Raw genomic sequence first — 21896 nt, 5'->3', positions numbered from 1 at the left:
TATGAATCATTGTACGTCAACAAGAGGTTTTACAACGAAAAATCACCATGAATAAATGTGCGCAAACCGTTTGGAAACCATAAGCGATCTTCGAGAAGATAATTAAATCTTATCTCGAAGACCGCTTGTTTTGTTATAACCGCTAATGAATATTTAGGAATTGCTTTACCAAACCGAAATGAATTATATGCGAGTCAAGTATTCTACGTAACCCACACAAGTTTCTGTAGTTGTCCTAGTCGAAATACGTATAAGAACATGCAGCACTTTGCGCGTTTTATGACGTTAACGATAAACGATGCGAAATTCAATCATTCTCGACTTTTAATCAATTATGGCATGCAAGTGTTGGCTATTCGCACATTCTCCCCTTTCTTTTTACAAAATGTAATCCGGGTTACAGAATTGAAGCCACTGAAATAATAAAATAGGTGTAGACAAAGCGTACTGTTAAAAAATCAGATCCTGGGAGGTAGTTAGGTTTATTGAAATAGTAATAGACGCTTATGGTGCAAGAGCGAGGTAACGGGTCAATGGGGATGTGAAAACGGTTGACGCCCCTAGTAGGAAATAATATGCTAAAAAGCAGAATGAGAGGAAGTTAGCGAATGAGTATGAAGAAAAAGATATTATCTGTTGGCGGTGTATTTATTGCAGGTGTACTTGTTGGTTCGGCCATCATGTATAACGATTCGTTCTACCATACGGTCAATGATGCGCTAGGCAGAGGTGCAACGCAGAATTCGCTCGCTAGTGCCGGCAATGTAGGCGGGGTAGAGGCGATTAACGTAAGCAGCATGGATCTTGAAACGGCATTGAAGGCGGTTCAAGAGCAACGCTCGCAACTGCTGGAACAGCAGCTGCAGGATCAAATCAAAGGGGTGCAGGATCGGAACAATCAGATCGCCCAATTAAATACCGTTTTGTCTAAGGCTGGGGAGATAGGGATTCCGGCCGGTTCTTCACCCGATAATGCTATAAATGACGATCAGACAGAAGCCTTGAGAAAAGCAATGGAAGAAGCCGGTATCAGCACAGCGCCGCCGACAAATGTAGGCCAACTCGGCACGATAGAGCAGCAAGTTAAAAGTCAAATCGACGCCCTATCGAATTCGCAACAGATGGATATGCTTCGTTTGCAGAGTTTGACCAATAAACGCAATGAAGCGTTCGACGTTATGACGAACTTCATCAAGAAAATGCAGGAATCCAGGAGCAGCATTATTGGCAATATGAGATAAAGGAAGTTGAATAAATGTCCTCCGAAGACGTTTTTTCTTTTTTGCACGAGCATCCTCTGTTGCGCGGTATACCGGATGATGAGCTGCGGATGGCGGCCAGTTCTATTCAATCCATCGAGTTCATGGACGGACAACCCCTCCTGGTTGAAGGAGAAATCGGTACGGAATGTTATTTTATTCGTACGGGTCACGTACAGGTTTCATCGCGTAATTTGGTCGGGAAGTCGATGCTGCTGGCCGAGCTCGGTCCGGGGGCGTTAGTTGGAGAAATCGGATTGCTGCAGAACGAACGCAGGACCGCTCGCGTAACCGCCATTGGCGACGTATCGGCTTTGCGCTTGGATCGTCCGTTATTCGAGGTATTGGCCAAGAGCAGCCCGCTGTTCCATGAGAGCATGCTGCTAACCGTCCGTATCCGCATGATCCATCGAAAGCTTCGCAACGCTACGATATGGTCGGTCATTCCTGACGCCGAGCTTCGCGGTCTCGCGGAAGTCACGTCAGTCCGAAAAGTTGCAAAAGGCGAAACCGTCGTGTCGGAGGGAACGCTTGCCGATCAATTTTACATGGTCAGCAGGGGCAGATTGGAAGCCCGCGGGAGGAAAAGAAAAAGGACGGTTCTGCTCGAGGGCGATTTTTTCGGGGAAGCGATGCTATTGACCGATACGCCTTCAGAAGTTGCGGTTACGGCATCGGAGGACAGTGAATTATTGGTGATGGGAAAGAGCGAGTTTCTGTATGTGCTGAGTTATTACGCCCCGATCCAGAAGCAGTTTATGGAGATCCTCCACATCCGGACTCCGCACCTGGTTTCCAAAGTTAACTATGAGTATGGCGGAGAGCCGGAGCCCGTCTCCGACATCCTGCCGAAAGCCAGGGAGCGCTGGATGGACGTACTTCTTTGGCTGGGCGGGGGCTTCATCGCACTGTCTCTGCTGGCTCTGTTCCTGAACAACAGATGGCTGAGCATCGTGGTTATGATTGTAGGAGGACTCGTGGGTCCGGTTACGTTCGTTTCTTATATTCGAGACCACCAGTTATTAGGTTTTCGACAGACGCGGTTAAGCTTGATTTTCGCGTCTTCCGCGATTTTCGCGGTTCCTGTGGCGTGGTTCCTGGAGCGGGCGTGGCTGCTGGGCATCGGCGACAGCGGCTTGGACTTCGCGCAGTTTAGATTGCCGCTGTTTGTATCCTTGATCGAGGAAAGCGTTAAGCTACTCGTGTGTATCGCGCTTGTCCGGACGAGGCAAATGCATTTTCTGATGGATGCGGTCGTGTTCGGAGCGGCAGCAGGCATGGGATTTGCCGCGGTAGAAAGCATGGTCTACGGTTGGTCGCATATGGATGAGGCATCTTCAGTCGGAATGTTATCCGTTCTCTGGATCAGGGCCTTATTGTCACCTTTCGGTCATGGAGCGTGGACGGCGATCGCGGCTGTAGGAATCTGGATCGGTGTGGCGTCAACGAAATCGAAAGCCTTTGGCAACGCGCGTGTCGTGTACAAGGTTGGAGGCGCGATCCTCCTGCTTCTCATCGTCATCGGTTTGCATGCGCTATGGGATTACCATTTTGCCAATGGTTGGGCAAAGATTGGGATGATGGCTGTTATCGGCTGCATCGATATCATCTTGTTATATGTCCTGATCCGTATCGGCAGAAGAGAGGAGATTCAAACCCTTTCGACGATGAATCCCTATGTGCAGGAGCAGCTGCAGCATCATGATCCGGACGATACGACAAGTGGCGAGCTGCATTGCAGCGGCTGCGGCACCTTATCTCCGAGGAGTACCAGATATTGCGCTCGCTGCGGACACGCTTTGAGAATCAAATAAATGGATCCTAGCACCTTCTCGAGATGTGATCGTATTACTCAGTCGGGGAATGTACTTCCCCTCGCCTTCATGCATAGAACCCGCTCTGTGAGCGGGTTTTCTCTTTTAAAATACTATTGATCTAATCGTAGAAACCAACTAATCGTATAGGATGTAACCTCGCTTTGTCGCATGTCGAAAAAACGATGTGATTCATAGAATGCTATGGTAAAATTGGTAAGTTATATAGGAAGTTACTACTGGGGGCAGCACAATGAAGAGGAATCTTAATCGATTTATTGCTGTACTGATTACCTTATCTATTAGTTTCACCTTGTATGTGCCTCAATTATCAGCAGCACCAGCCGTACCCGAGCAGGTGCTTGATCTTGAGAAGGTACTGGGAAGCTCAGGCTCTGATATAGGATACGGCGTTATACCCTTAGTGGACGGTTATGTGATTGCAGGGCAGAAGATCGTTTCTCATCCTGTATCCAGCCACACGGATGCCGTCTGGCTGAAGACGGATTTGATCGGCAATCTCGTCGGTGAGCCCAAGCAGTTCGGCGGAACGGAAGGCAATGATATGTTTCATTCTATAATCGCAACCTCCGACGGGGGCTACCTGATGACGGGATATTCGTACTCGGCGTCAACCTACTATGATACTTTTGTGGTGAAGACGAATGCATCCGGGGACATGCTGTGGGAGAAGCATCTCGGAGGCAGCGGAGAACAAGCCGGCCGGGGAATCGTTGAGACGGCTGATGGGTATCTTGTTCTCAGCAGAACGAATACCGGAGCGAATAATTATGATATTCAGGTGTTCAAGCTTGCTGCCGATGGGGAGATCCTCTGGGAAGAACAATACTTATCACCGGATGAAAGCTATGACGTGTTTGACATAGCGCTGACAGCAGATAATGGATTCGTCGTTGCCGGATCCAAGAAAGCGGTGTCTGCGCCAAGCACGACGGATGCCGTTCTAATAAAATACAATGCCGCGGGGCAATTCGTTTGGGAACAAACCTATGATGAAGGCGGACAGACGGAGCTCGTCAACTCCGTTACGGCCGCATCGGATGGTGGATTTATTCTCACGGGAGAGACGAAGCCTAATGGTTCATTTAATGGGGATGCCTATCTGGTAAAGACGGATAGCCTTGGCGCAGCCGCTTGGAAGAAGGCAGTCGGGGGCAGCTCCAGCGATGTTGGCGTCTCTGTCATTGAAGCTGCGGACGGCGGTTATACGGTCGCGGGCAGAACCTACTCTTATACCAACGGTCCCAATGACATCTATATGTTCAAAACCAATGCTTCGGGTGATGTGCTGTGGGAAACGAATTTCGGAGGTGCGAGCTTCGATACTGCCTATGATATCAAGGCTCTTCCTAACAATGAATATGTGATGGTGGGAAGCACGAATTCCTCGCAGATGTACCTGGTAAAAACAAAGGTGAATCCGGATCTTGCACCGCCTCCACCAGTAATAACGGCTATTACAGAGGATAGCGGGAGATCGGAATCGGACTATATTACGAATGACACATCACTGTATATCAACGGGACTGCCGAGGCCTCTGCAACGGTTACGGTATATCTGGACAATGTCATAGCAGGAACAACTGCCGCTGACGCGAGCGGAGCGTGGAGCTATGATTATACGGCATCCCCATTAGCTTCGGGAAGCTACACATTCTCCGCAACGGCGACGAATGCATTGAACATCACGGGAGCCAGATCCCTGTCGCAGGTCGTGGAGATCGATCTGGCCGCTCCGTCTGCTCCGGTGATAACGAAGGTGCTGGATGATCCGGATAACGACCGCATAACAACAGACAATACATTAATCCTTCAGGGAACAGCGGAAGGGAAGAGTATAGTTACGATATACTTAGATGGCGGAAGCAGCGGTATCGGTACGACAACGGCTGCAGACAATGGAACATGGTCATTCGACTATACGGGGACAACGCTTGCTGACGGTATCCGCACTTTCAAGGCTGTGGCCACGGATATTGCCGGGAATGTTAGCCCGGATTCGGCTGACTTTGCCGTGAGGATCAAGACTTCACCCCCCTCCGTTCCTGTCCTTACAGGCTTCAGTGTAATGGATGACGCTGTAGTTATTCCTATAGCCATTAATGGCGCTACGAATAAAAGACCTATCACCATTCATGGAACGGGTGATGCAGGGTCGACGATTACAGTGTACAAGAGAAACGAGCTGGGTATGAGTGTAACTGCAGGAACTGCAGTTGTGACAGCCGGGGGGCAATGGTCGCTTGATCAGAGCTCCATGATGCAGGGAGAAAACCCGTATAGTGCCATGGCAACGGATTTGGCATTTGGTCTAAGCAGTGCCAGATCCAGTGAATCTATGATCATCTACGATACGACTAAGCCTCCTGCGCCTACGATATGGAATCCTTCTGGAGTTACGAATAATCCGATATTTGAGGAGTTGACGGGCTCAGCAGAGTCTAATAGCAAAATAACGATATGGATCGACGGTGTAATGATCACTACAGTAACTGCGGATGCCAACAACGATTGGAGTTACAAACCTACAATCACAACGCTGGCAGATGGCGTACACGTGTTTGAAGCATTAGCTACTGATGCCGCCGGTAACGTAGGCACGGAGAAGTCCAGCGTCTCCATAACCGTGGATACCCTTGCACCGGTAGCGCCGATCCTTGAGCCGAGCACAACGGCTTGGACTAATACGGATGTCGTGGTTTCCTTAGGGTTTGAAGATCAGGCTGCGGAGGATGATGCCGCGGTGCGGCACATTAAAGTCGGTGATGGAGCGGGCAGTGTATTCGAGCCTTATACCTCGCCTATCACTGTAGGAAACAACACCATTGTATATGCCAAAGTGAAGGATGCAGCGGGCAACTGGAGCTCAGAAACAACGCTTACGATTGCCAACATAGATCGAACACCGCCAACGGGAAGCGTAGCCTTGAAGGGTGGAAGCACCACATCGAATAATCTGATGCTGAATCTTGACCTTACGGTGGAGGATGGTGTTGAAGGTTCGGATCCAGAGGACATCCAAATGAGATTATCACAGGATGGCTCTTCGTGGAGTAGTATGGAGAGCTATGCCTCTACCAAGAACTATGAGATTCAGGCCGGAGATGGATCCAATAGAACCGTCTACGTTCAATTCATGGATGCAGCCGGCAATATGAGTATGGTGTATGATGCAAGCTTCACCCTGGACACAGTCGCCCCATCGATTCCAATAATCACCGTTACTCCGATGGAAGTAACCTATCAGAATGTTACGGCCACGATAAGTTACGCAGGTGATGTTGTTGTGAAGCAATATAAGCTCGGATTAAACGGGGTCTACATGAATTATTCCGGGCCGATAGTAATCCATGCGAATACGACGCTGTATGCGAGAGGACAGGATGAGGCGGGCAACTGGAGCGGGGAAGCGTTACAAGCGATATCGAATATCAGAGTGGTCCCCTCACCTGGGCCGGTGCTGCCGATGCCTTCGCAAGGTCAAACGAGACAAGGCGAAGTGCTCGTTGGGGATGAAGGTCCCACGAATCCTTCGGTCACAATCGACATTGTCCGAATGACAACGGTCGGGGTAATCGAGGACAACGTGGAGATGAATTTAAGTAAAATAAGGGAAATCATTGCACGGGCTGTCCGGTCTTCTAATCAATCCGTGCGAATCATCATTACGGACCCGCCGTTACCGGGAAGTCAAGCCGATGAAGTCAGGGTTAATCTGCATGGCACATCGCTGCGTGAGTTAAGCCAAGCAGGGCTGGTTCTTGAAATGAAAGCGGGAGACACCATAGTTACACTAACGAAAGAATCGCTCGGAGCCTTGCAGGCAGAGGGAAAGGATATTAATTACCGGTTCATCCCGGTCCGTAATCCGGGAGAGCAGCAAGTCATTACAGACCGCATCATGAGTGCGGACAAGGTTAAAGAGATTGCCGGTGATCGAGAAGTAGACGTCATAGGAAGCTCGATGAGGATCGAGACGAATGATAAGGATCATGCTGTTAAGGTTATGCTCCCGATCAGCTCTTTGCCAGGCAATGCTGCGCTCCAACAAGCCTTTCTGGACTCCCTGGCTGTTTATATCGAGCAGAGCGATGGCGAAAAGAAGCTGCAGCGGGGTGTAATCAAATATGATCAGCAAGGAAACCCGCGGGGTATTGAAATTGAAGTGACTGCACTGGGCATCTTCACCGTTATTTCTCTTGAGGAATACACGGGAAATGCGTATATATTTGGATACCAGGATGGCACCTTTAAGCCAGACCAGTTGGTGAAAAGAGCGGAGTTTGCTGCAATGCTCGCCAGATTGCTGCCTGCGGGCCCTGAGGAGTTGGCAGAGGGGCGGCCATACTCGGATGTTCCTGATTCTTACTGGGCGGCTGATGCTATTGCCAAGGTAAGTCAAGCCGGGTTAATGAATGGGCTCCCGGATGGTTCCTTTGGTCCCGGCGCCGTGATGACGAGAGCGGAGATTGCCGTAATCGCGCAGAAGCTCAAGGTACTCGCTCTAACTGCAAGCGTATCAAGCTTCACAGACATTAAGGGGCACTGGGCTGAGCAAGCTATAGCGGCTGTCCAGCAAGCGAATATTCTCAGAGGTTATCCGGATGGTAAATTTCTTCCTGACCAGGGAGTAACGAGAGCGGAGAGCACAGTGTTTCTGAATCGATTGTTCGAACGTAAGCTCCAGGAATCCGGTTTAGTCAAATCTTCCTGGCCAGACGTCCCTCTCGGCTATTGGGCTTTAAAGGACATCGAGAGTGCGAGCAACCCTTAAGCACTGACATTGTATTGGCCATTCGCAACAAAGCCGTCACTCTTAGCAGGGTGGCGGCTTTGTGCTGTCCGTTTTGTCTGCAGAATCTTACAGCGGGTGCTTTTCGTTTTTCTGCAAGCTGAAAAACGGATATGACCTATTTGTCAAAAATCACTTATTTACTTCCGGGCCGAAATTATATATAAAATGTTAAGGGTGCTATATATATTTCATCTCACTATTTGTAAGCGCTAACAATGATTGCTGTACAATAAATTAAGATTAATAGATAAATATAAAAAAGGGGCAGTGTAAGCAATGAAAAAAAGATCTAAGCTGTGGAGAGATTATTTGATTTCCTATGTTTTTATTTTTGCTATACCTTTTCTCATTCTCGGCATTTTTATATATATGAACGCGGTAAAGGTTGTGCAGCACGAGATAGAGCAAGCCAACAGCTATAAGCTAAAGCAAGTGCAAAGCTATCTCGATGGCCAGATTAACGGCTTGAAGCATTTGGCTGCCAAAATGGCTCTTGATCAGCGTTTGACTCCATATGCAGCTAAGCGGAATGACTATTCGGCTGCGGAAACGGTAAAAGAATTATCCAGATATAAGGACAATAGCTTGATTTTGGAGGGATTATTTCTTTATTTCCGCAATGACAGTAATATTTTTTCGAATGAAGGCGTTGTTTCACTTGATGTTCTGACCAAGGATATGTACCTCTTTCCACAAGCAGATCAGGAAGCTTTTCTAAATGATTTGTCCACAATCCGCCATATTACTCTGAAGCCTGCTATTCCTGTACAGATAAGAGGAAACCGGGAGGAACGTTTGTTGACTTATATGTTTCCGGTCATGCCGAACAATAGCCAGCCTCATGGGACAGTTTTATTTTTGATCAATGAATCTATGCTGACGAATATGATGAAAAATATGCTTGGCAATTTGCAGGGCGCTGTCTATTTATTGAATGAAGTTGGTGAAGTGCTTGCTGTTGAGCGCAATGAGGATTCTCCTGAGCTGGAGCGCATTATGCAAAAAACAGAGCTCAAGACAGGCGAGGTCATCAGTAGGATTGGTTCAACCCGCTATTCGGTAATGAGCGAGAAATCGGAGCTAACGGGCTGGACGTATATGATCGTGATGCCTACAGATCAGTTTTGGTATCGCGTCATTCATTTCAAGCAGCTTGCCAGCGCGGTGCTTTTATTTGTTCTTGTTATTGGCATCCTCGCAGCTTTGTTCGTTTCATTCAAGAAATCAGGTCCTATTCGTGCGCTTGTTGCGCACTTGCAGCATCGCGGTTCACTTGGAAGGTCAGAGCGGAAAAGCTTCAATGAGTTTGAACTCATTCGCGGGGCGGTTGATGACTTGCATCATTATACGCTGCAACTGGAAACGAATATGGAACAGCAGCGGCCACTTGTTATCGATCAAATGCTCTATCGGGCGCTAACAGGGAGCGAATCTGAGGCAGAGGCAGGATCAGCATTATATCCGTATATTCAAGGCAATTATTATTTTGTTATGGTCATTTCGTATAGACAGGATAGCAGTCAGATATTAGGAGCATCTGGTCGAGAGGCTCTATACCAGATTTTGAATCGAGTGGAGGCTGCTGATTGCAACGGATTTGGTATCGAGCTGCTTGAAGAGCAGGCATTTGCGCTTGTTATGTCTGTTCAACAGTCTGTCCCGGATACAAGAGAGAATCAGAAGCAGGCTGCCGGGGCCATACAGTCGTTGCTGCGGGAACGGCTCGGTATAAATTCCTTGATAGGTGTCGGGACGATTTGCAGTGAGCTGAGGGCAATTAATCAGTCCTTTATCGAGGGGCTGGCTACGATAGAATATCGGCTGTTGTTTCCGGAAGGGCATGTGCTGTTCTTTGAAGATATAGCCAAGCTCCAGGATCAAAATCGCCAATATTCGATGGGTGACCAGATGAAATTCACCCAAAGCCTTAGAATGGCTGATCAAGCCGTTTGCTTGGATTCCTTACATGCGATGCTGGACAATATTGCGCAGATGGAGCAATCTATGCTGCTGCTTCGCTATATTTGCTTTGATCTTGTAAATGCTGTGCTGAAGGAAATGAGAAGCCTTAAGCTTGGGCTGGATTGGCCGGAAACGAAAAAGATGATGGAGTTTCAGACTTTGGAGGATTTACGGGAAAGCATGGGCCTCGTAGTGGCGCGTATTTGCGAGCATGTGGAGGCAGGCAAAAAATCGAAGCGGGCTGATCTATGCAGCAAGATTACACAAGAGATTGATAATCGGTACAGATCGGATCAGCTGAGTTTGGAAGTGCTTGCTCAGCAATTCGATGTTTCAGCTTCCTATATAAGCAGATTGATACGTGAACAGACAGGCACGTCATTTACGGAATATGTACAGCAGCTGCGGATCGACGCAGTTAAGCAGGAGATGCTGTCAACAGATCGTCCCATTAAAGAGATTATAATTGAAGCCGGATATCAGGATATGTCAAGCTTTATTAAGAAGTTTAAAAAATCAGAGGGACTAACTCCAGGCGAATACAGGAAAAAGGAACTGAATGAATAGGTCATTTATGACGGAATCAAATATGACCTATTGAGCAAAAAGCACTTATTTACAGCATCCTCCCTTCAACCCTATAGTGAGTAGCATCAACCGATGAGGGGAGGGAATACATCTCAAATGGGCACGCTTTCAAAAAATGTCCGCAAGTATTGGCAGCTGTATGCATTTCTCGTTCCAGCACTTGCCTACTTTATTATTTTTCATTATATCCCGATTTATGGTGCACAAATTGCCTTTAAAAATTATTCGGCTGTAAAAGGAATATGGGGGAGCGCTTGGATCGGCTTTGATCATTTTGAACGTTTTTTTAATTCGTACTATTTTTGGCTGCTGTTAAAAAATACGCTGCAAATAAATTTGTTCCAGCTGGCTTTATTTCCGGTTTCGATTATTGTAGCGCTTTCCATCCATGAGGTAACGAGAGCTCGCTTTAAACGTCTTGTGCAGCTGGTCACTTATGCTCCTCATTTTATTTCTGTGGTTGTCATTTCGGGCATGATTCTAGTTTTTCTTGATCCATCGTCAGGAATAGTCAATACGATTATAAAAGCTCTAGGCGGAGATCCGGTCTCCTTTATTACAGAGCCTGGATGGTTCAAAAGCATTTATGTGCTGTCCGGTGAATGGCAAAATCTAGGCTGGGGGGCCATTATTTATTTAGCGGCGCTTGCAGGCATCAACCCAGAGCTGCATGAAGCTGCGCAAATTGATGGGGCCAGCCGCTGGCAGCGGATATTTCATATTAATATCCCGGGCATTATGCCGACCATTATGATTTTGTTTATTTTAAATCTGGGAAGCTTTATGAATGTCGGCTTTGAAAAAATCTATCTATTGCAAAACCCGCTTAACATGGAATCCTCTGAGGTCATTCAAACCCATGTATACCGGAGCGGTCTTCTTCAAGCACAGTACAGTTATACTGCGGCAATCGGATTATTTAACAATCTAATTAACTTTGCGATTCTGCTTACGTTTAACAGACTGGCAAGAAGAAGCGGCAACAGCTTATGGTAACAACGAAGCGGAAGACCGGAGGGGAAGAGGAATGATAAGACAAGCTTTTGGAGACCGGGTGTTCCAAACTATTAATAATGGGTTTCTTGTAATCCTGACACTGATGGTTTTGTATCCATTGGTGTATATTGTGAGTGCATCTATTAGTGATCCGTCGTATGTGAATTCTGGGCAAATGTGGTTATGGCCAAAGGGACTAACGCTAGAAGGCTATGAGCGGGTATTTCGAAATCCGGATATATGGACGGGTTATATCAATTCAGCGTTTTATACGGTTGCCGGTGTTCTTATTAATCTGGCTGTCACCTTGCCGTGTGCCTATGCTTTAGCGAGAAAGGATTTACCGGGACGTAAAGCTGTTACACTTATAATTATTTTTACGATGTTTTTTAGCGGCGGATTAATACCAACCTATTTGCTAGTGAAAGACTTAGGCATGGTAAATACGTATTGGGCTTTACTTCTGCCAGCAGCGGCTTCGGCAATTAATATCATTGTATCGCGTACCTTTTTCCAATCGAATATTTCGCGGGAGATGGAAGAGGCGGCTGCTATAGACGGCTGTTCTGATTTTAGAATGTTATTTGTTATTGTGCTGCCTTTATCAAAAGCGTTGATTGCTGTTATGGCTTTGTTCTATGGTGTCGGTCACTGGAATCAATACTTTGGCGCATTAATTTATCTTAGCGATAGAGGTCTGTTTCCGTTACAGCTGTTTTTGCGGGAAATATTAGTACAGCAAGAAATAGCGGCGCAAATGCTTATGGACGGCGGCGATGTAGAATTAATGATGTCGGAGCAAACCCGGATATCGGAGCTGATCAAATACGCAGTTATGATTGTAGCTGCACTGCCGCTTATTATTGTTTATCCGTTTGTACAGCGCCATTTTGTGCAAGGCGTAATGATTGGATCGATTAAAGGATAATGAAAAGAAAAGGGAGGGTTTCCTATGAAAAATAGAAAATCACGCAGTATGATTGCAGCATTAGCACTAAGTATTGCCTTATTGTCGGGTTGCTCTTCGACTGGAAATGAAGGCAATACAGGTTCGGATAATAAAGGAGCTTCAGATGCCCCGAAATCGTCCGTTTCTACGGAAGCGTTTAATAAGACTGGACTTCCCATTGTCGGCAAGCCGATTAAGCTGACCATGATGGGGGCAGAGGATATGCAGCGAAACTGGGAAGATCTCTATTTCTTTAAAGGAATGGAAGCGGATACGAATATCCAATTTGACTTTACTACACTTCCAAGCTCCTCCTATATGGAGAGAAAAAATTTGGCTTTTGCCAGCAATGAGTTGCCCGATTTATTTTTTATGGGCGGACTTAGCAGTAACGATGAGGTGAATTATGGAGCGCAAGGCATGTTGATTCCGCTTGAGCAATTAATTGCAGATTATGCGCCAACCTTAACTAAGCTGTTTCAAGATTATCCGGAGATCCGCAAATCGATCACTGCGCCGGATGGACATATTTATGCACTGCCGCAAATTGCAGATCATCCGCGCGACCGTTTCCTCAGATTATTTGTTAATGGCGAATGGCTTAAAAAGTTAAATATTAGCGAGCTTCCTAAAACCGTTGATGAATTTTATGATTTGCTAGTCATGTTCCGTGATAAGGACCCTAACCAAAACGGAAAAGCAGATGAGATTCCGCTAACAGGAGATAACAAGCTTAGTTATATTCGTCCTATTATGCTGTCTTATTTCGGATATGTAAGTGATTTTATAGACGTATCGGATGATAAAGTCAGATTTGTACCGGTGCAGCAAGGCTATAAAAACTATCTGACCTTAATGAATAAGCTTTATGCCGAAAAGCTGTTGGATAATGAAATTTTCTCTCAAAATAAAGCTCAAATGACTGCAAAAGGCGAGAATGGACTTTACGGAGTTATGGGCAACAGCTTGCCGGTGTTTGGCGGGAAGGAAAAGCAGGTCGTACCTCACAACATTCTGGACAATCCACAAATGCCGCCGCTTGTGAGCGAGGCTGGCGCAACACCTATTTTCCCGGAGAGGGATACGATACGCCGCGGTTCATTCGCGATCACTAGTGCGAATAAGCATCCTGAAGCAACGATTCGCTGGCTGGATCATCTTTACACGGAGGAAGGCTATTTGCACGCACAATACGGCATTGAAGGGGAAAGCTACCGCTGGTCCGATACGGAGCCAAAGTATATTGAGTATATCGTGCCTGAGGGAATGCTGGAAAATGATTTTAAAAATATGAAGGTATCCAATCTGGGCTATGGATTTGCTAATGAAGCGTTGGAGAGAAAGTTTTTGAAATCAGATTGGCTTGGATTTGTACTGAACGATCAGGTTGGTCAATATATTGACCATGGCAAAAAGGCATTCCCGCTTACCTATTTTACGGAAGAAGAGCTGCAACGGGTAAATGCGATTACTGTAGATCTGCAAACCTTTATTGAACAAATGGAAGCGAAAATTGTTGTTGGTCAAGAGCCTGTGTCCAAATGGGAGGACTACGTTCAAACGATGAACAAAATGGGAGTAGAGGAATTGGTAAGCATCTATCAAGCCTCCTACGATCGTTGGAACAGCGCAAACTAAAATAGGAGCGGGCGAAGCGGGCTAAGCTGCGCTCGCTCCTTTTATTATAGGGGGAAGAGTTATGTTCGTGAAAGAACGCAAAGTAAAAGAGTATGATGTAGTCGTTGTTGGCGGCGGTGCCGCTGGTTTTACAGCAGCGATTCAAGCTGCTAAAGCGGGAGCAAAAACGGCATTAATAGAAAAGAACGGGCTGCTGGGTGGAACGACGACAGTCGGAGCGGTTAATTATCCAGGATTATTTCATGCTTGGGGGAAACAGGTTATAGCCGGAATCGGTTGGGATGCGGTAGTGCGGACAGCTGAGCTTGAAGGCTTGAAGCTGCCGGATTTTTCGGTAGTGCCAGAGCGGCACTGGCAGCATCAAATACGCATCAATCGCTTTCTGTTTGCTGCTGTACTCGATGATCTGTGTGTAACAACCGGAGTGGATTTGCGGCTGCATGAAATAACAGCGGCGGCAGAACAGACAGATTCCGGAATTCTGCTGACTGTAGCTGGCAAGGAGGGGCTGAGTGTGCTGCATGCCAGCAAGGTTGTTGACGCAACCGGCGATGCCGATGTGTGCGGCTTGCTCGGTTTTGAGCGCATCCAAAGCGAGCATAAGCAGCCCGGAACTTTAATTAATGAAATTGATGGTTATGAAATAAAGGATATTAATCCGCATAAGTTGAAGCAGCTATATGAAGCGGCGCTTGCAAAAGGCGAAATTCGCATTACTGATCATCCCGCAAGTGATATTCCGTTCTATCACGATTTGAAGGGCGGCGCAATAAGTATGCATGTACCTGGTATAAACGGCGGAAGCTCATCCTTGAGAACGGCGGCAGAGCTGGAGGCGCGTCAAACCTTGATGCGCATCTACAAATTTTTGCGTACAGTACCAGGCTGTGAACAGCTTAAAATTCGCTTCGCCGCGAGTGAATGCGGGATTCGGGAAACATGGCGGATTAAAGGTGAGGAAACAATTAGCGAGGAGGCTTATTTAAATGGGTATGTTTGGCCGGACGCGGTTTGTTACAGCTACTATCCTATTGATCTGCACCACCCGAGCAGCAATGTGATTATAAAAAAATATCCGGCAGAGCATGTAGTAGCAACCATTCCTTACAAGGCGCTCATTCCTGTTCAGAGTGATCATCTTTTAGTTGCCGGACGCTGTATTTCAGGCGATCAAATGGCTAATTCTGCATATCGGGTTCAAGCAACCTGCATGGCTACCGGTCAGGCTGCTGGAGCTGCTGCTGCGCTCGCCGCAAAAAATAACGTGACGGTAAAGGATTTGTCCTATAAGGAACTTTCTGATTGCTTGAAGCAGCACGGTGCAATAGTACCAAAGAGAGGATAGGAGGCTTTGAAGTGGATAAAACTTGGACTGGGCTCTGGATTACTGATGAACGATTTACAAATATGCCTAAACTTGAATTGTTTCATAAGGAACTAGAAATTAGGCAGACGCATAGTCACGAGGAAAGCATGAAGAATGTTCATATGCTCATCCATAAAACTTTTGAGCTTAACCGGGTTGGTAAGGAAGCCTGGCTGGATATCACAGCCGATGATTATTATAAGCTATATATAAACGGGCAGTTGGTTGGTCAAGGCCCGGCGCAAAGTAGTAACGATCATTATTATTATAACCGCTATAACGTAACGCCATATTTAAAGCAAGGGAATAATGTTATCGCTGTTCATCTTTATTATCAAGGACTTATCTGCCGTGCTTATAACAGCGGGGATTATCGGCAGGGCATGATCGCGGAATTGGAGATGGACGGACGTTTGATTGTGTACAGCGATCAGACCTGGCTGTATCGAATAGCTGAAGAATACAGCAGCGGAGGCATTATTGGATACAATACTCAGTTTCTTGAAGCGATAGACAGCAGAAAAAAACGGGCTGACTGGCGGGAGCCTTCTCCTACAGGCTGGAAGCCGTGTCACACGCTCAACTCCCATGATTATAAGCTGTTGTTACAGCCAACACCTCCGGTGTCGGTCTATACAATAAAGCCGCAGCAAATTGTTCCGCTGCCAGAGGGTGGCTTCTGGATTGATTTTGGCCATGAGCTGACCGGGCAGCTGCAGCTGAAGGCATGCGGACAAGCGGGGGATGTAGTGGAAATCCGCTGCGGCGAGGAGCTGCTGGAGCTTCAAGGTGGCGTGCGGGACGGGCGGGAGGGCGAGCCGCAGCGTGTTCGCTTCAATATGCGCTGCAATTGCGACTACCGGGAGCTGTGGACCTTGTCAGGAGCGGTGGATGAACCTGACTTTTATGACTATAAAGCTTTTCGCTATGCCGAAATTATCTCGCCGGTCTCGGTTAGCATAGATCTCGATAGCATTCATGCCATTGCAAGGCATTATCCGTTGGATGGGCAAGCGAGTCACTTCCACTCCTCCAATGCCATGTTGAATCAGATTTGGTCCATTTGCAGTAATGGCGTAAAATGGGGCTCTCAAGAAAACTATGTGGATTGTCCAAGCAGAGAGAAGGGGCAATATCTGGGCGACAATACGATTATTACGCATGCCCATACTTATATATCGGGAGATTTGCGATTGTTTCGCAAATCATTGCTCGATTTTCAGCTTTACTCCCAAAAAGTATGCGCAGGCTTTACTGCGGTTGCGCCGGGACATCATATGCAGGAAATTGCCGACTTTTCACTGCAATGGCCCATGCAGCTTTTGCAATATTACAGACAGAGCGGCGATGCTGGCTTTTTGCGCGATATGCTTCCAGCGGCGGAAGGAATTCTCCAACATTTTAGACAGTTTGAAAGAGATGACGGTTTGCTGGAGCGGGTAACGGATAAATGGAATTTAGTAGACTGGCCTGAAGGCATGAGAGACGGCTATGATTTTCCACTAACGCTGCCCGTTGGAGACGGCTGCCACAATGTTTTGAACGCCTTTTATTACGGTTCTTGGAGTGACGTTTTGCAAATTCGGGAAATTTTAGCCCTTGATGATGATTTGAGGGACCGGCGGCAGCAAGCCAAAAGGCGCGAGGCATTTCGAGTGCAGTTTTATGATCAGGATAATCAATGGTTTGTTGACGCGGCAGGTTCAAGCCATCACTCTCTGCATGCAAATGCACTGCCGCTGCTGTTTGGCCTTGTTGATGAAGGGAAAGAAGAAGAGTCGATTGTGCGATTGATTCGCCGAAAAAGACTGGGCTGCGGCGTCTATATGGCTTATTTTGTGCTTCAGGCGCTTGCAAAGGCGGGAGAATATGACTTGCTCTATGAGCTAATTGTATCCGATGATGCCAATTCTTGGAGCACGATGGTGAAGGAAGGGGCGACAACCTGCTTCGAAGCTTGGTCGAAGGAAGCGAAGTGGAATACAAGCTTATGCCATCCATGGGGTAGCGCTCCGATACCGCTGTTGATTGAGCATATCGCGGGCATACAGCCTGCAGAGCCCGGCTGGACGGAAGTATCCTTTAATCCTAAAATTCCAGCAAGCCTCACAGAACTGCGCTTATCTTTCAGAACGGTTGCCGGCGAGTTTGTTCTGGAGCATGGCAAAGGACAAACACAATTAAAGGTGCCTGATGGGGTACTGGTACGCGGATGCCAGAATGGCTGGTAAGCCCGCAATGGGCGCTGATCACCATTCCCTTTGATTAAAAATGTGTTGACTCTGCTAATTCGACACATGTGGAGTGCTGTGTGTCGCTGGTGAGGAAGTAATGTTTGGGGCCACATTTACGGGGATTTATTTTGAAAGCTTTTCTCGCCGAAATTGAGTATAAGTTCCCATAATCACCCAAGCAAGTGGCCGCTTATATCCCGATAAGAAGACGACATACGAGCCATATCCCACCAAGCAGGAAGCAATCGACCGGCTGAAAGAACTGGCTGATGAACTGAAAAATAAAGGTTTTGTGGAAGGACCGAAAGATGTCTTATTTCAGATCGCGGAAAATGAAATATACGTGTACGACAAAGCGAAATGGTACTATGAAGGCGACTTTCCTCAAGAACTAGATTCCACTCAAGCCTACATTCCAACGGGCATGTTCCTATTACGAAGCATTTCCGGGACTGGAAACGCCGCAAAAGCGGGAATACCCTCTCTTAACCGAGAGGGTATTTTATTTTATATGGGGACAGAAGCAGGATACCGTAAGACACCAGGGGGATACGTACTCATCGAAAAGGTGAACGACCCGGGCATCCGTTATCCAGGTTTTACGGATTCGACAGATTGATATGTTGTGGAAGTTCTCATCTGCCGCGGCACTACAAGCGGGCCAATCTCAAGATGAGCTGGAATAAATTTGTTATAATAATGACCGGCATTACGAAAAGGGATAAAGGGTGGGGATACTTATGAAATTATGTTGAACCATCAGGGAATGAATGGCGGATATGGCATGATGGACGGATATAAAATGGATAAAAGCTTGCTCGGTTCACATGATGTCGCTTCCCTGATCACCGTGATCAGCAGCCTCTCCCCTCCGTGTTTGAAGACGAGCGTGCGCAAGGAACCATTGATCGACTGTCAAGAAGTGAACAGCTAGTTTCCCACCATCGCCCATGCCCTTAGTCATATTTATGCGGTTGATAAGGTGCGGCCCAAACCTATCGGCGTGACCGTCGATCGATTTACGTAAACCCGTCCTGTCGCAAGAAAATCCTTTTCGGTTTCATGAGGAGGATTATCTCATAGCGAATTTACGATTCGAAGGTGGGAGAGTATGACGCTAACGGGGAGCCCAAGGAAAATGTCGAATAATACGACAAGTGAATTCCAACACATGGTACAATAGGTGCGGGTCCATGTACTTATGAAAGTAGAAGATACTGCGTACGATAGGCTAATAGTTATTCATTATATCGCAGAACTAGACAGGAATATCATATCTATCACCTGGGGGTACAAGAATGAGTTTCCAAATGTCTATGTTTCTGTTATTACTGGTTGCAACCATTCTCATGCTTTTCGTTTCATATCTTTCATTTCGAAAACGAAAAATAGAAGTAGCTGCGTACAACGCTCTAGTCATGCTGAGTGCTTCCTTCTATTCCTTTGGTTATGCGTTCGAAGTGATGAGTACAGACCCGGGTCGTGTGAGGCTCTGGTTAGGGATACAATATATCGGAATCCCTTTTATATCCACTTTTTGGCTGCTGCTCGTCATATTCTATACCGGGCATCGGGCTTTATTGAAAAGATGGGTCATATTGTTGTTATTTACCATCCCCGCGCTGACACTGGTTCTTCATTACACCAACGACCTGCATCACTTCTATTACAAGGACATACAGTATGATTTCAATACCTCCCATCTATCCCCGGTCCTCTTACTGAAAGGACCCTGGTATTGGGTACAGGTTTCATATAATTATGTTCTGGCTTCAGCAGGTATGTTCTTGTTTACTGTGATGTATTTGAAGGCGGTGCCTCTTGTTCGTAAGCAGGTTGTGCTGATGATGCTCGGTGGCGCGGCGCCGTGGCTGTCCAACCTCATGTACCTTGGATTTCAAGGGATTCATTTGGATTGGACGCCGTTTGGCTTTACCTTGTCCGGATTAATATACATATGGGGAATCTACCGGTTCAATCTCCTTAGACTAGGCCCTCTTGCGCTGCAAACCGTCTTTGAGACGATGCAGGATGGCGTCATTATTGTGGATTATGACAACAACATTACGCATAGTAACGAGGCGGCCAAGGGAATTTTCGGAGAGTTGCCTGCATTACCAGATAGGTTGAAATCTATCTATGATGTATTATCTGCTCATCCAGATCTATTGTCGAAGCTTAAAGAGCCCATGAATAGTGAGAACCAAATTTCGATAAGGCAAGATGAGAAGATGCGATACTATCATGTGAAGATATCCGTCATTCGTGACCGAGACCGGCATATATTGGGGAAAATGCTTATTTTGAGCGACATCACGCAAATTACCGAGTATCAGGACACGCTTCTGTCCAATGCCGAACAATTGGCGGAATTAAATGCATTTAAGGACAAGTTATTTACGGTCGTCACCCATGATATTCGTGATCCCTTGGCCTTGCTAGTAAATTTAACAGAAATCATAGAAGAGGATTTCGTAGATGCCGGAAGTGAGGAATTTAATGTCTTCCATGAAGTAAGCAGCCAGGTAAGAGATACCTACATGTTGGTGGAGAATTTATTGGATTGGTTTCGCAGCCAGAAGGGAAAGGCCAGCTTCAGCCCGCTTGTGTGGGATTTGGCACTTATTGTCCAGAAGTCTGTTGCTACCATGGAAGCCCGCAGTGAGCTCAAACACATTCACTTGATCTCCTCTGTACATGAAGGCATTCTTGTATTTGCAGACAAGGAAATGATGGATCTGGTCCTTAGGAATCTGCTATCCAATGCAATTAAGTTTACGGAGATTGGCGGGCATATTCACATAGAAGCCAGGCAGGAAGAGGGGAAGGTCACCGTCTTGGTGCGTGATTCCGGTGTGGGGGTTGATCCAAAGGTTGGTGGGTCCTTGTTCCATGACGTCCAACAGGGTTCCAAAGCGGGTACAGACGGGGAGAAAGGCAGCGGATTAGGGTTGTATTTATGTGCAAAATTTGTTCATCTGAATGGCGGTAATATCTGGTTCGAGAGCAATACTGACCACGGAAGTACATTCCTATTCACCCTTCCTGCAAAAGACACCGTACGTGCACAGCTGCGAATAGAGAAGGAGCTTGCATTATGATGAAAGTAATCATCATTGACGATGAGTTGGCGATGCATTATGTGATGAGGAAAAGTCTTGCTAAGCTTCACCATATTGAAATTGTCGGATCCTTCCAGGACACGGCCTCCGCTTCCTTGTTCATTCAGGAGAATGACGTGCACATGGCCTTTGTAGATATTAGTATGCCAGATGAGAGCGGGATGTCGTTTGCCCAGAGGATGGCAGAGCAGCGCCCTGATCTTCACATCGTCTTCGTGACCTCGCATAAAGAATATGCGATGGATGCATTCGATGTCTATGCCTTGGATTATATCGTAAAGCCGGTGTCCTTGGAACGGATTGAGAGATCGGTCAAGAGGGCGATGGCGATCCAAAGGTTCATGGAGATGGACGAGGATGACAAGGGAAATAATCAAATTGATATTTATGGATTAGGCGGGCTGGAGGTGCGAAGCGGCACAACAGGCTATGTGAAATGGCGCTCCAGAAAGAGTGCGGAGTTATTCGGGTATTTGCTGATGAATCGCGGAAGAATGATATCTAGAGCAAGGATAGTCAGCGATGTGTTCGGTGAGATGCCGCAGAAGAATGCGGTTACCTACCTCAATACAACCATTTATCAGATGAGAAAGTCGCTTCAGCCTCACGGGTTGAAATCCGTTATTTTATCGGATCATGACGTGTATGGATTGGACATTGCTCAGGAATCCATCGACTTCGTCTTATTCGAGGATGGACTGAAACGGTTTGCGGTCATTGACGCTAACAATCTTTATGCTGCCTTGGAGATTGAAGACCTCTACGCTGGAGATTTGTTCGGTGAGAAAGCATATCTGTGGGCATTAAACGATATTGAACGGTTATCCAGCCTTTATGCCGTATTTGTTAAGAAGCTGGCAAGCGTATTGCTGGAACATCAGATGGACGACACAGCAGTCCGATTGCTGAATAAACTATTAAGCTATAACGAATGGGATGAAGAGACCGTTCAACTGCTGCTCAGCGCTTACGCTGCTCAGAAGGATAAGATTTCCTTAACCCGTGTGTTCAAGAGATATGAGAAAAACCTGCGTAAGGAGCTGGATACGGCTCCTTCGAAGGAACTCGTCCATGTATATGCCCAGCTTCAAGCGGATGTAGATATTAGGCGATAATCCGGTTCAATCCTGTTCCTGTTATTCATACCATAAT

At 46.7% G+C, this 21896-nt stretch carries 12 protein-coding genes and 2 pseudogenes; all 14 read left to right on the top strand.

Translation table 11 applies throughout. The features are described 5' to 3' along the window. Window positions 1-608: 608 nt before the first annotated feature. The 14 genes and pseudogenes from NNL21_RS23055 to NNL21_RS23000 all read left to right on the top strand — a co-directional run bounded on the left by NNL21_RS23055 (window position 609) and on the right by NNL21_RS23000 (window position 21859). Entirely contained in the window at window positions 609-1241 is a 633-nt protein-coding gene (locus NNL21_RS23055) for a hypothetical protein (RefSeq protein ID WP_256555417.1), read from the top strand. A gap of 14 nt (window positions 1242-1255) precedes the next feature. Beyond that, window positions 1256-3073: a cyclic nucleotide-binding domain-containing protein gene (locus NNL21_RS23050; RefSeq protein ID WP_204821632.1), complete on the top strand. Its 1818-nt coding sequence runs from the start codon at window positions 1256-1258 to the stop codon at window positions 3071-3073. A 253-nt stretch (window positions 3074-3326) separates the two neighbouring features. Continuing rightward, on the top strand, window positions 3327-7868 hold the full coding sequence (locus NNL21_RS23045; protein WP_204821633.1) for an Ig-like domain-containing protein: 4542 nt from the start codon (window positions 3327-3329) through the stop codon (window positions 7866-7868). 297 nt (window positions 7869-8165) lie between these two features. After that, window positions 8166-10418, top strand: coding sequence for an AraC family transcriptional regulator (locus NNL21_RS23040; protein WP_204821634.1), 2253 nt, complete (start codon window positions 8166-8168; stop codon window positions 10416-10418). Window positions 10419-10535: 117 nt separating this feature from the next. Then, window positions 10536-11435 (top strand): ABC transporter permease, encoded by a 900-nt coding sequence (locus NNL21_RS23035; RefSeq protein WP_256555416.1) that lies wholly within the window; start codon window positions 10536-10538, stop codon window positions 11433-11435. Window positions 11436-11466: 31 nt separating this feature from the next. After that, on the top strand, window positions 11467-12363 hold the full coding sequence (locus NNL21_RS23030; protein WP_204821636.1) for a carbohydrate ABC transporter permease: 897 nt from the start codon (window positions 11467-11469) through the stop codon (window positions 12361-12363). A gap of 24 nt (window positions 12364-12387) precedes the next feature. Then, entirely contained in the window at window positions 12388-14022 is a 1635-nt protein-coding gene (locus NNL21_RS23025) for an extracellular solute-binding protein (protein WP_204821637.1), read from the top strand. 61 nt (window positions 14023-14083) lie between these two features. After that, window positions 14084-15367, top strand: a complete 1284-nt coding sequence (locus NNL21_RS23020; RefSeq protein WP_204821638.1) for an FAD-dependent oxidoreductase — start codon at window positions 14084-14086, stop codon at window positions 15365-15367. Window positions 15368-15378: 11 nt separating this feature from the next. Then, window positions 15379-17619, top strand: coding sequence for a family 78 glycoside hydrolase catalytic domain (locus NNL21_RS23015; protein WP_256555415.1), 2241 nt, complete (start codon window positions 15379-15381; stop codon window positions 17617-17619). Between the two features lie 295 nt (window positions 17620-17914). Beyond that, on the top strand, window positions 17915-18241 hold the full coding sequence (locus tag NNL21_RS37020; protein ID WP_444875341.1) for a DUF7832 domain-containing protein: 327 nt from the start codon (window positions 17915-17917) through the stop codon (window positions 18239-18241). A gap of 141 nt (window positions 18242-18382) precedes the next feature. Further along, window positions 18383-18537, top strand: a pseudogene (locus NNL21_RS23010) (helix-turn-helix transcriptional regulator); the annotation flags it as partial. 1 nt (window position 18538) lies between these two features. Beyond that, a pseudogene (locus tag NNL21_RS36600) lies at window positions 18539-18607 on the top strand (damage-inducible protein DinB); the annotation flags it as partial. Between the two features lie 313 nt (window positions 18608-18920). After that, window positions 18921-20723, top strand: coding sequence for a sensor histidine kinase (locus NNL21_RS23005; protein ID WP_204821639.1), 1803 nt, complete (start codon window positions 18921-18923; stop codon window positions 20721-20723). Next, a complete protein-coding gene (locus NNL21_RS23000; protein ID WP_204821640.1) occupies window positions 20720-21859 on the top strand; it encodes a response regulator in 1140 nt (379 codons plus the stop codon). The genes NNL21_RS23005 and NNL21_RS23000 overlap by 4 nt, the downstream gene beginning before the upstream one ends. Window positions 21860-21896 lie beyond the last annotated feature (37 nt).

Source organism: Paenibacillus mendelii (assembly GCF_024498075.1).
GTDB lineage: Bacteria > Bacillota > Bacilli > Paenibacillales > Paenibacillaceae > Paenibacillus_Z > Paenibacillus_Z mendelii.
Note: the sequence above shows the minus strand (reverse complement) of the source record. Positions and strands in the feature narration are given on the sequence as shown.

Excerpts from the sequence above, each read along its gene's own strand:
- NNL21_RS23025 (WP_204821637.1), top strand. The coding sequence starts at position 12,388 with ATGAAAAATAGAAAATCACGCAGTATGATTGCAGCATTAGCACTAAGT.
- NNL21_RS23030 (WP_204821636.1), top strand. The coding sequence starts at position 11,467 with ATGATAAGACAAGCTTTTGGAGACCGGGTGTTCCAAACTATTAATAAT.
- NNL21_RS23040 (WP_204821634.1), top strand. The coding sequence starts at position 8,166 with ATGAAAAAAAGATCTAAGCTGTGGAGAGATTATTTGATTTCCTATGTT.
- NNL21_RS23035 (WP_256555416.1), top strand. The coding sequence starts at position 10,536 with ATGGGCACGCTTTCAAAAAATGTCCGCAAGTATTGGCAGCTGTATGCA.
- NNL21_RS23055 (WP_256555417.1), top strand. The coding sequence starts at position 609 with ATGAGTATGAAGAAAAAGATATTATCTGTTGGCGGTGTATTTATTGCA.
- NNL21_RS23000 (WP_204821640.1), top strand. The coding sequence starts at position 20,720 with ATGATGAAAGTAATCATCATTGACGATGAGTTGGCGATGCATTATGTG.
- NNL21_RS23050 (WP_204821632.1), top strand. The coding sequence starts at position 1,256 with ATGTCCTCCGAAGACGTTTTTTCTTTTTTGCACGAGCATCCTCTGTTG.
- NNL21_RS23005 (WP_204821639.1), top strand. The coding sequence starts at position 18,921 with ATGAGTTTCCAAATGTCTATGTTTCTGTTATTACTGGTTGCAACCATT.
- NNL21_RS23020 (WP_204821638.1), top strand. The coding sequence starts at position 14,084 with ATGTTCGTGAAAGAACGCAAAGTAAAAGAGTATGATGTAGTCGTTGTT.
- NNL21_RS23045 (WP_204821633.1), top strand. The coding sequence starts at position 3,327 with ATGAAGAGGAATCTTAATCGATTTATTGCTGTACTGATTACCTTATCT.